Origin of the sequence: Streptomyces sp. NPDC017936, assembly GCF_044328485.1 — a bacterium.
Lineage (GTDB): Bacteria > Actinomycetota > Actinomycetes > Streptomycetales > Streptomycetaceae > Streptomyces.
In genome coordinates this window covers 82226-92908 of the sequence record NZ_JBIRHK010000023.1, presented here as the reverse complement: position 1 = coordinate 92908, position 10683 = coordinate 82226, and the positions used below count along the sequence as shown (strand labels likewise).

Genomic DNA, 10683 nt, shown 5'->3' with positions numbered 1-10683 from the left:
ACGGGCCACACGCTCTTGTCGTTCGACGTTTTCTGCACCCACCTCAACAAGTGACGCGTGCCCCGGACGGGCGCCCGGCCGGGCAGGACCCGCCCGGCGGGGCGCCCTTCCGGCGTTCTCACCGGCCGTGACCGCCGCTCCTCCGGCGGGTGCGGGACGTCCGGGAGGCGCCGTCCCCCGTGGCCGGCCGGCCCGGCCGGGACGACGGCCCTCGCCTCACGACACCCGCCTCCGGTACTGACCCGGCGCCACCCCGTACTCCCGCTTGAACGCCTTGGCGAAGGCGAACTCCGAGGTGTGGCCCGTGCGCCGGGCGATCTGGCGCAGGGGGAGGTCCTCCTCGCGCAGGAGGCGGCCCGCGGTCGTCATGCGCCACCAGGTGAGGCAGGCGAGCGGCGGTTCGCCGGCCAGCGCGCTGAAGCGGCGGGCGAAGGCCGCGCGCGACAGGCCGCTCGCGGCGCCGAGCTCCTCGACCGTCCAGGGGTGGGCCGGGTCGCCGTGGATGGCGCGCAGGGCCGCCGGCACGCCCGACGGCCGCCGCCGCTCCACCGCCTTCCTCGACGCGGGCCTCGCCGACGGCGGCTTCCGCCCGGTCGTCGGCGAGGTCTTCGAGGGACTCGACCGCATCCGGGACGCGCACCGTCTGAGGGAGTCCAACCGGCACACCGGCAAGATCGTCGTACGGGTCCGGTAGCGGTCACCCGTCCGGCCCACCCTCCGGAATAGCCGGGAGCCGCACCGGGTTGACGCCACACAGTCGTATGCGTGTGCATCGAATTCCGAACCTGGAAGGGCCTGTCATGAAGATCGGCGTCATCGGCGCGGGCAACATCGGCGGCAACCTCACCCGACGGCTCACCGCCCTCGGGCACGACGTCTCCGTCGCCAACTCCCGCGGTCCCCACACGCTCACCGCCCTGGCCGAGGAGACCGGCGCGACGCCCGTCCCGGTCGAGGAGGCGGCCCGCGGAGCCGAGGTCGTGGTCGTCACGATCCCGCTCAAGGCGGTGCCCGACCTGCCGAAGGGCCTGCTGGACGAGGCGGCCGAGGACGTCGCGGTCATCGACACCGGCAACTACTACCCCCGGCAGCGCGACGGCCGGATCGCCGGGATCGAGGACGAGGGCCTCACCGAGAGCCGCTGGACGGAACGCCAGATCGGCCACCCCGTGATCAAGGCCTTCAACGGCACCTACGCCCAGGACATCCTGGACCGCCCGCGCCCCGCCGGCGACCCCGACCGCATCGCCCTGCCGGTGGCCGGCGACGACGAGGCGGCGAAGGCGAAGGTCCGCGCCCTCATCGACGACCTCGGCTTCGACACGGTCGACGCGGGCGGCATCGACGACTCCTGGCGGCAGCAGCCCGACACCCCCGTCTACGGCCTGCGCGGGGGCGTCACCGAGGTCACCGAGGCCCTCGCGCAGGCGAGCCCCGAGCGCAAGCCGGACTTCCGCGGCTAGGGGACGGGCCCCGGCGGCCGGGGGACCGGTCCCGGACGGCCTCCCGGGGCCGGCGCGGCTCCGCCCGGCAGGGGGTCAGGGGCGGCTGGTCGCCGACCTGAGCACGTCCTCCCCGTAGACGTCGCGGAGCCAGGTGGTCTGGTAGATGGTGTCGAGGTAGCGCTCGCCCAGGTCCGGCGCGATGGCCACGGCCGTGAGGTCACGCGGCCCGTTCTGCCGGGCCAGCCAGTCGGCCGCACCGCTGACCACCGTGCCGGTGGAGCCGCCGAAGAGGAACCCGTGCCGGACCAGACGGTGGCAGGCCCGGATCGTGTCCACCTCCTCGACCCGGACGACCTCGTCCACGTAGGACTCGTCGAGCAGCGGCGGGCGCACGCTCATGCCGAGGCCGGGGATCATCCGCCGGCCGGCCGGGCCGCCGAACGAGACCGAGCCGGCACTGTCCACCGCGACGATCCGCACCGGCCGGTGCCACCGGCGGAAGAACCGCGCGCACCCCATCAGCGTGCCGGTGGTGCCGGCGCCGATGAACAGCACGTCCAGCCGCGGGAACTGACGCGCGATCGCCGGCGCCGTCGTACGGAAGTGCGCTCGCCAGTTCTCCGGGTTGGTGTACTGGCTGAGCCACACGTACCGGTCGTCGGTGGCGCACAGCGCCCGGACGCAGTCGAGCCGCGCGCCCAGGAAGCCGGTCTTGGGATCGGGGTCGACGATGGTGTGCACCCGGCTGCCGAGCGCCTCCATGAGCAGCCGGCTCGACAGGTTGCAGCGCGCGTCCGTCACGCACAGGAACGGGTAGCCCTTGTTGGCCGCGATGATGGCGAGGGCCACCCCCAGGTTCCCGGACGACGACTCGACCAGGATGGAGCCCGGCTTGAGGACCCCCTCCCGCTCCGCGGCCTCCACCATCCCGTTCGCGGCCTTCAGCTTGATGGAGCCGGCGAAGTTGAAGCCCTCGCACTTGAGGAAGAGCGAGTGCCCGAAGAGCGACCTCAGGTCGACATAGAGTTCCTCCTCGTTGTACGCCTGGGGAACGGAGATGACGGGCATGGGGGTCTCCCTCTCCGGAGAAGAACCGCGAGTGGTCTGGGATTCGGTCCGGCCGCGCTCATCCGTACCGGCGCAGCTCGTGGAAGAAGTCGTCGACCACGTGCAGTCCGCCCGATCGGGCCACCTCGTCGTAGACGTACTTGCCGACCGCCAGGTCGAGCACCCCGAGGCCGAAGGGCGAGAACACCAGCGGCCGGTCGTCCGGCGGCCGGACCCGCCCGGCCATCACGTCGTCCAGCGTGCCGTCCAGGAAGTCGCGGCCGCCGGTGAGCTGTTCCGCCAGGTGCGGCGAGGTGTCGGCCTTCAGGCAGTGCTCGACGTCGTCGACGACGTTGGCCGAGGCGAGCAGGATCTCGGGCGCCAGATCGCGCAGGGACACGTGCAGCACCAGCGGGTTGTGCCCGAACCAGGACACGTCGTGGACGTGCGGCCGTCCCGCGACCGTGGCGAAGACCACCAGGTCGCTGGAGCGGATCAGCCGCTCGGCGCTGTCGTGCACGGTGATCCGCCCGGCGGCGCCCGACTCCTCCAGGTACCCGCGGAAACCGGCGGCGCTGTCCGCGGACAGGTCGTGCACCCCGATCTCGTCGAACGACCAGCCGGTGCCGGCCAGGAAGGAGTGGATGTAGCGGGCGATCAGGCCCGTCCCGAAGAACCCCACGCGCGTGGGGCGCCGCCGGTGGCGGCTGAGCCGGTCGGCCGCCAGCGCCGCCGAGGCCGCGGTCCTGGTGGCGCTGATGATCGAGCTCTCCAGGCAGGCGAACGGGTACCCCGTGTCGTGGTCGTTGAGGATCAGCACGGCCGACGCCCTCGGCACGCCGGCCGCGACGTTCTCCGGGAAGCTGGAGATCCACTTGAGGCCGTCCACCCGTACCCGTCCGCCGATCGAGGCCGGCAGCGCGATGATCCGGGAGGACGGGCGGTCGGGGAAGCGCAGGAAGTAGGACGGCGGGTTCACCGAGTCACCGGCGCCGTGCAGCCGGTACGTCTCCTCGACCAGTTCGACGATCTGTTTCTCGCGCCCCCGCAGCACCTGCTGCACCTGGGCGCCGGGGATCACGGCGAACGGCGGCACGGTGATCGGCTCGGACGGCATGGCGGACTCCCTCTCGGTGGAACGTACGGTGCTCATCGGCCCGCCGCCGTCACGGTCGGCGAGCAGTCGGCCAGGCGCACCGGGTCGGCGAGCCCGGCCAGGACCTCCCGCGCCCCCTCGAACGGCTCCCGGCTGTGGGCGGTGCGGACGTTGTCGACGACCAGCAGATCGCCGGCCTGCCACGGCTCGCGCACGGTGTGGGCCTCGTAGACCTCGTTGATCAGCCGGACGACGTCCTCCCCGATCGGGTCGCCGCCGCCGAAGCCGGTGGTGAACGGCAGCCCGTCGGCGCCGTACTCGTCCACCAGGTACTCGCGCACCTCCGGGGCGATCGTCCACTCGTTGAGGAACGCGATCTGGTTGAACCAGCAGCGCCGGCCGCTGACCGGGTGGCGCACCACGGCGCTGCGGCGCTGCCGGGTGCGCAGCGTGCCGTCCGGCCGCCACTCGACGTCGATCGCGTGGGCGCGGCAGTAGCTCTCCACGGCGCCGCGGTCCTCCGTGCCGAACGCCTCGGCGAAGGACGCCCCGATCTCGTCGTTGTAGTTACGGGTGAGCAGCCAGCCCTCCCGCTCGAACCGCTCGACCAGCCCGGCCGGCAGCGCGTCCAGCACGGCGGCCGAGTCGGCCAGCGCGGTCGCCCCGCCCCCGTCGGGAGCGACGAGGCACGCGAAGAGCATCAGCCCGGGGAACTCCAGGGCGTAGCTCAGCTCGTGGTGCATGCACATCTGCTGGTTCGGCGGCCACTTGGTGGAGGAGTACACCCCGTCGTCGTGGGCCTGCCGGGGCGCGAACGACTCCTTCTCGGTCATCAGGCCGTCGGCCAGCCGCCGGAAGACGGCACCGGTCCCGGCCGCGTCGCGCAGCCCGAGGCCGCGGACCAGGACCGACCCGTGCTCGGTGACCGCCTCGCGCAGCGCGGTCCGGTGCTCGGCCGCCCAGCCCGTGGCGTCGCCGCCGGCCTCGGCCCGCAGCAGCGGCGGCCTGCCCGGCCGCAGCTCCACCTCGAGCCGGGGCGCCGGGGAAGTGATCCGCATCGTGATGTCCTTTCAGTCAGCTCAGCGGGAAGCCGGCAGTCCGGCGGCGGCGCCCAGCACGGCCCGCGCCGCCTCGGCCGGACGGGTGCGCAGGAAGTAGTGGCCGCCGTCGGCGAGTTCGTGGAGGTCGACGTGGTCGGCCAGGAGCCGCCAGTCGAGGTACCGGTCCCGGAACCCGGCCGTGTTCGGGTCGTCGGCGGCGACGACCACGGTGACCGGCGCGGACAGCCTGGGGACGGGCGCGGTCTCCCCGAGGCCGGCGAAGTAGTGGTGCGCCGCCGCGCAGTCGTGCCGGTAGGCGGCGCCGATCCGCTCGACGCGCCGCGGCTCCAGCAGGCCGAGCTCGGCCTGCCCGGGGTCCGCGCTCAGCCGCGCGGCGATCTCGGCGTCGCTCAGCCGGCTCAGCCCGGCCGCGGCGGCGCGCCGGCCGGCGGGGTCGCCGAGCAGGTGCGCGCCGAGGAACACCCGTCGCACGCGCACCCCGCCGCCCTCCAGCCTGCGGGCCGTCTCCACGGCGAAGGCGCTCCCCGAGGACTGCCCCCACAGCAGGACGTCCGTGAGGCCGAGCCGGGTGATCTCGGCGACGACCTGCTCGGCGACCTGCTCCAGGGACGCGAACGGCTCGTCACCGGCGGCCGGGTCGTGCCCGGGGAGCTCCACGGCGTGGACCGCCGGACCGCCGTCCCGCAGCGCCCTGGCCAACGGCTGGAAGTTCACCGCGTGACCGCCGGCGTGGGGGAAGCACACCAGCGCGGCGCCCCCTGCCCCGGCCGGCCCGGACAGCCGCTGCAGCAGGCCGGAGCGCCGTTCGCCGCGGCCGTCGACGAGCCGGGCCAGGTCGGCGAGGACCGGATGGGCGGTGAGGTCCTTGAGGGACACCGCGCGGTCCAGGACGATCGCCAGCTTCACCGCGGACAGCGAGGTGCCGCCCCGGTCGAAGAAGTGGTCCCGCCGGTCGATCTCCGCCTCCGGGACACCGAGCACCTGCGCCCACGCGGCCGCCAGCCGCCGTTCCGTCGGCGTGGTCGGGCCCTGGCGCCCCCGGCGGTCGTCCTCCGTGGCGTACAGCTCCGCGGCGAGCGCCACCAGCCGCCTCCGGTCGATCTTGCTGTTGGCGGTCAGCGGCAGGCTCTCCCGCCAGTGGAAGGCCGAGGGGACCATGTACCCGGGCAGCGACTCGCCGAGCCGGTCGCGCAGGACGTCCGGGTCGAGCGGCTCCGGGCCGGAGCAGAAGGCGACCAGGTGCTTGCTGTGGTCGGCCCGCTCGGCGACCACCACCGCGCCGTCGCGGACCCCGGGCACCCGCAGCAGGGTGTTCTCGATCTCGCCGATCTCGATGCGGAACCCGCGGATCTTGACCTGGGTGTCCCGGCGGCCGAGGAACTCCAGCTTGCCCTCCGGCAGCCAGCGGCCGAAGTCGCCGCCCCGGTAGAGCCGCTCGCCCTCGCGGTACGGATCGGTCAGGTACGCCTGCCGGGTCCGCTCGGGATCGTTGACGTACCCGCGGCCGACGCACACCCCGGAGAAGACGATCGCGCCGGGCGCCCCCAGCGGCACCGGCCGGAGACGGTCGTCGACGACGTAGACGCGCACGTTGTTGACGGGAGGGCCGAGCGGCACCCGCTCGCGCTCCGGCACCCGGTCCATGACCTCGTGGTTGGTGTCGTCGGAGGTCTCGGTCAGCCCGTACGCGTTGACCAGCTTGATCCCGGGCTGGACCGCGAACCAGCGCTGGGTGAGCTCCTTCTTCAGCGCCTCGCCGGTGACCGACACGCAGCGCAGGTCCGGCAGCCCGCGGGGATCCTGCTCCAGACAGGACACCAGGACCTCGAGGTACGACGGCACCACCTGGAGCACGGCCACCCGGCCCTCGACGATCCGGTCGAGGAAGCGTCCGGCGTCCAGGATCACCTCCTGCTCGACGATCAGGGTCCGCCCGCCGACCATCAGGGCGCTGACCAGCTGCCACAGCGAGATGTCGAAACACTGGGGCGCGGTCTGGGCGACCACCTGGCCCTCGCCGATGCCGAGGTCGTCGATCTTGGCGTAGAGGTGGTTGAGCATCCCCGCGTGCTCGCACATCGCCCCCTTGGGCTCACCGGTCGAGCCGGAGGTGAAGTAGACGTAGGCGAGCTGGTCCGGCGTGACCTCGACGCCGAGGTCGTCCTCGGCGCGGTCCTCCCGGCAGGCCTCGTCGACGAGGAGCGTCCGCACGCCGGGCAGCGACCCGAGGGCCTGGTCGAGCGAGGCGGTGCTGCCGGGCTCGGTCAGGACGAGCCCGCACTCGGCGCGGGAGAGCATGGCCGCGATGCGGTCGCCGGGGAAGTGGGGCTCGACCGGCAGGTACGCGCCGCCCGCCTTGAAGACCGCCAGGACGGCGGCCATCCAGTCCGGGTTGCGCTCCATCACCACGGCGACGACGTCCTCGCGGCGCAGCCCGCGGGCCAGCAGGGCCCGCCCCAGGCGGTTCGCCCGCGCGTTGAGCTCCCGGTACGTCCAGCGCCGGTCGCCGTGGACGACCGCCACCGCGTCCGGGTGGGCCGCCGCGCGCTCCTCGAACACCTCGTGGAACCGGCGGTCCGGCAGCTCGCGGCGGGGCCCGGCGAGTCCTTCCAGCTGGAAGCGGAGTTCCTCGGGGGAGAGCAGGCTCTGCCGCGCGTGCTCGGCGTCCGGATCGGCCGCCAGCAGCGAGAGCGCGGTGAGGTGGTATCCCGCGATCCGCGCGGCGCAGTCCGCGTCGAGCACGTCGGTGCGGTACCTCAGCCGGAGCACCTGCCGGCCGCCGCGGGAGGAGACGCCCACCCGGAGCACCACGCCGTCGTCCGGCCCGGCGGGCTCGCCGCCGTCGCCGGCCGGGTCGAGCACCGTTTCGAACACGGGCTCGGTCAGGTGCAGCTCCTGCCGGAGGGCCTCGACCGGGAAGTCCCCGTGGGCCGTCATCTCCGCCGCGACTCCGTGCGCCTCCTTCAGCAGCGTCCGCCACGAGTCGCGTTCGGTCGTCAGCCGGCAGGGCAGCGGACGGCCCCCCTCCCGGGCGACGTAGCCGGTCGTGACCTCGCTCTCGCCGGACAGCGCGGCGAGCACCTTGGCGTGCGCCGCCAGCAGCACCGCGCCGAACGACACGGCCGGCTCGCCGGCGAGCCGGCGCAGTGCCGCCGTGAGGTCCTCGGGGATCGCCGTCTCGTGCTCGGCGACGCCCGGCGCCGGATCGAGGGTCCACCGGGGGATCGTGGTGGACCCGCCGGCCATGAGCATTCCGCGCCAGAATTCCCGGCCGGTTTCCGCGAGCGCTTCCATCGGGTATTTCTCCGCTCCGCTTTCCGTTGCCACGCTGCTATTCACCGCCGACCAGGACGCCCCGGCCGCTGTCCTTCCCGTCGTGGAGGAAACGGGTACCGGCCGTCTCGCCCCGCATCTCCCTGGCAGGATTCCCTTCCCATCGTGCGCGCTGCGGGATCTCCTCGCCTTTCATCAAGAAGGAGTCGGGGGCGAGCACCGAACCGGCGCCCATCGTCACGCCGTAGTGGACGAAGGCGCCGGCCCCGAGAGTGCAGCCGGAATGGAGGGTGCTGCGGTCGGATTTGAAGGTGCCGTCCTCCTGCGAATGGCACTGGATGACGGTGCCGGCGTTGAGCGTGCAGTCGTCGCCGATGGTGACCAGGGTCCGTTCCGGCATGAAACAGCCGTCGTCGAAGACCCTTTTCCCGATCCGGACACCCAGGAGGCGCCAGACGAGGCATTTGAACGGGGTGCCGTCGAACAGGGCGATGCGCTCCGTCATGGCCGTGAGTTTCCAGTAGCGCTCGTGCCGCCAGAACGCGGTGTCGTAGATCGAGCAGTACAGCGGGCGCAGGGGCCGGAATCCCGTGGCGACGCGTTCGAGCAGGACGAAGTAGCCGACGCCGAAAAGGAGGGCGACGACCGAGGCGAGCGCGATCACCGGGGCGCCGTACGAGGGATAGAGGGCCGAGGCCGCGGACGCGATCAGGACCACGGCGAAGTAGTAGATCCACCGGGTCAGCAGGAACAGGCCGATGGTGACGGCGTTGTGCCTGTTCTTCGCCGCGAGCCGGCGGCTCAGTTCGTCGCCGGTCTTGAAGTGGTCGAACCTGCCGTCGCGCTCGACCGACCGGGGAATCTCGAAGCAGGGTGAGCCGAGCAGTCCGACGCCCTCCCGGACGGGCCCGTCGACGGGCACCATGACCTTCGTGGCGAGGAGGCAGTTGTCGCCCGTCCTGCCCTGAGCGGGGTAGTGGATCCGGTTCCCGAGGAAGTTCCGCGGGCCGATCGACACCCGGGACACGCGGAAGGACGTGTGCGAGAAGTCGGCGTTGATCACGGAGAGCCCGTCGGCGACCATCGTCCCGCTGCCGATCCGGGTGAGGAACGGGGTGTCGTGCTGCATCTCCGTCCCGAAGTTCGACCCCGTCTGCTCGATCCGCCCGAGGTCGTACCCGAGGCCGCGCAGGTAGTGGACGATGCAGGAGCTGTCCCCGAAGACGACCTTGAAGAACTTGCGGTTGGTCAGGCGCTCGATCGCCCGGTGGACCCCGTAGTGGAAGCCGTACAGGCGGTAGACCCGGTCCGGCTCGATCGCCAGGTTGAGCACCCGGGGGACGGTGACCACCAGGAGCAGGCCCACCAGCGCGGAGCCGAAGAAGCCCACGAAGGAGACGGCCAGGGCCTCCAGGCAGACCGACCGGCCGGTGACGGCCAGGTCGCCCGCCTCCACGCTCCCGGCCGGGCTCGGCACCACGCTGAGCAGCAGGGCCACGCCGCCGATCGCCAGCGGGAGGTAGAGGAACAGCGTGCTCAGCACCTGCGCGACGGTGAACGCGGCCTTGTGCAGGGTGCGGCACTCGACGGGGGCCACCGTGCGGTAGTCCACCTCGGCCCGCTGCGCGGGGGAGCCGTGCCAGGTCTCCCCCGCGGGCACCGCCTGCCCGGACTGCAGGGAGGAGGAGTGGCCGAGCTGGGCCCCGTCGCCCAGCGAGGTCTCGATGTCGATCACCGTCGCCTCGCCGACGAACGCCCGGCTGCCGAGGGTGACCGTCCCCGTCCGGATCAGGCCCCCCTCGGCCCGGTAGCAGGCGAAGGTGGAGTCCTTGCGGACGACCGCGCCCGCACCGATGGTGAGCAGATCGGTGCATACAGGGATGCTCTTGGACAAAACGACCGCGTCACGACCGACTTTCGCGCCCAGCGCCCGCAGGTGGAGCACATGGAGCGGGGTGCCGGCGAACAGGACGAGCGGACTCGACCGGAGCAGTGCCTTGACGCACCAGAAACGGAAGTACCCCAGGCTCCAGATGCGGATCCGCCCCGGCTTCCAGCGGCCGACGAGGATCCACTTCGCCAGGACCGGAAGGGCGCACAGGGTGAGGAACGCGGCGCCGCCGAACAGGACCGATCGCAGGTAGACGTCGACCGGCCCCGTGGCCCGGTAGATCCACTCGAAGCCGGTGGCGGCGACGAACGCGGCCGCGAAGGAGTAACCGAGGAAGACGAGGAGCTGAAGCGTCCCGCAGACGAAACGCTGCACCGCGCTCGCCGGTTCCGCCGTCTCGGCCGGCGGGAGGACCGGCGGGATCTCGGCCGGGGCCGGTGACGTCTCCTCGAGCGCTGCCGTCAGGCTTCTGATCGTCGGGTTCCGGTAGACGTCCTTCATCGAGATCGACGGCAGCTCCGGACGTTTTCTGACCCGGGCGCAGAACTGCGCCATGAGCAGCGAGTCGGCGCCCAGTTCGTCGAAGAAGTGGCTCTCGGCCGGCACCTTCTCGACACGCAGGATTCCCGCCAGGACCTCACCGAGTATCGTCTCGGTCCCGGCGGTCCGGCCGGGGTGTCCGTTCCGGGCGACGGGCTGATCGGGATCGGCCGTCAACGCCTCGGCGGGCTTTCCCTCCATGTGATCTCCTCGGGCTCACGACGCCATCGGTCCTGTGGTGAGAACCCGGTGCTTCCCCGTGTCGCCGACGAGCCGAAGCCCCGGCGGTCCGGGAATCGGGAGGCCGTCGGCCCATGACTCCGCGGGAAA

General features: G+C 72.6%; 7 protein-coding genes and 1 pseudogene. 2 read left to right on the top strand and 6 right to left on the bottom strand.

Annotation, left to right across the window (positions count from 1 at the left end; all coding sequences use genetic code 11):
* Window positions 1-216: 216 nt before the first annotated feature.
* Window positions 217-525, bottom strand: a pseudogene (locus ACH4F6_RS35650) (helix-turn-helix transcriptional regulator); the annotation flags it as partial.
* Here ACH4F6_RS35650 and ACH4F6_RS35645 point away from each other — a divergent pair.
* Both ACH4F6_RS35645 and ACH4F6_RS35640 read left to right on the top strand, forming a co-directional pair.
* Window positions 503-694: a zinc-binding dehydrogenase gene (locus ACH4F6_RS35645; RefSeq protein ID WP_397964536.1), complete on the top strand. Its 192-nt coding sequence runs from the start codon at window positions 503-505 to the stop codon at window positions 692-694. The pseudogene ACH4F6_RS35650 and the gene ACH4F6_RS35645 overlap by 23 nt on opposite strands.
* A 67-nt stretch (window positions 695-761) precedes the next feature.
* Window positions 762-1463: an NADPH-dependent F420 reductase gene (locus tag ACH4F6_RS35640; RefSeq protein WP_397964535.1), complete on the top strand. Its 702-nt coding sequence runs from the start codon at window positions 762-764 to the stop codon at window positions 1461-1463.
* A 75-nt stretch (window positions 1464-1538) separates the two neighbouring features.
* Here ACH4F6_RS35640 and sbnA read toward each other — a convergent pair whose 3' ends face one another.
* From sbnA to ACH4F6_RS35615, 5 genes are read right to left on the bottom strand one after another with little or no spacing between them, the layout of a single operon-like run.
* On the bottom strand, window positions 1539-2513 hold the full coding sequence (gene sbnA / locus ACH4F6_RS35635; RefSeq protein ID WP_397964534.1) for a 2,3-diaminopropionate biosynthesis protein SbnA: 975 nt from the start codon (window positions 2511-2513) through the stop codon (window positions 1539-1541).
* A gap of 58 nt (window positions 2514-2571) precedes the next feature.
* Window positions 2572-3645 (bottom strand): 2,3-diaminopropionate biosynthesis protein SbnB, encoded by a 1074-nt coding sequence (sbnB, locus tag ACH4F6_RS35630; protein WP_397964533.1) that lies wholly within the window; start codon window positions 3643-3645, stop codon window positions 2572-2574.
* Window positions 3642-4646 (bottom strand): TauD/TfdA family dioxygenase, encoded by a 1005-nt coding sequence (locus ACH4F6_RS35625; protein WP_397964532.1) that lies wholly within the window; start codon window positions 4644-4646, stop codon window positions 3642-3644. Before ACH4F6_RS35625 ends, sbnB begins: the two co-directional genes overlap by 4 nt.
* A gap of 21 nt (window positions 4647-4667) precedes the next feature.
* Entirely contained in the window at window positions 4668-7943 is a 3276-nt protein-coding gene (locus ACH4F6_RS35620; RefSeq protein ID WP_397964531.1) for an amino acid adenylation domain-containing protein, read from the bottom strand.
* Window positions 7944-7980: 37 nt separating this feature from the next.
* Window positions 7981-10554 carry a Pls/PosA family non-ribosomal peptide synthetase gene (locus ACH4F6_RS35615; RefSeq protein ID WP_397964530.1) on the bottom strand — a complete coding sequence of 858 codons (2574 nt, stop codon included), beginning with the start codon at window positions 10552-10554 and terminating at the stop codon, window positions 7981-7983.
* Window positions 10555-10683 lie beyond the last annotated feature (129 nt).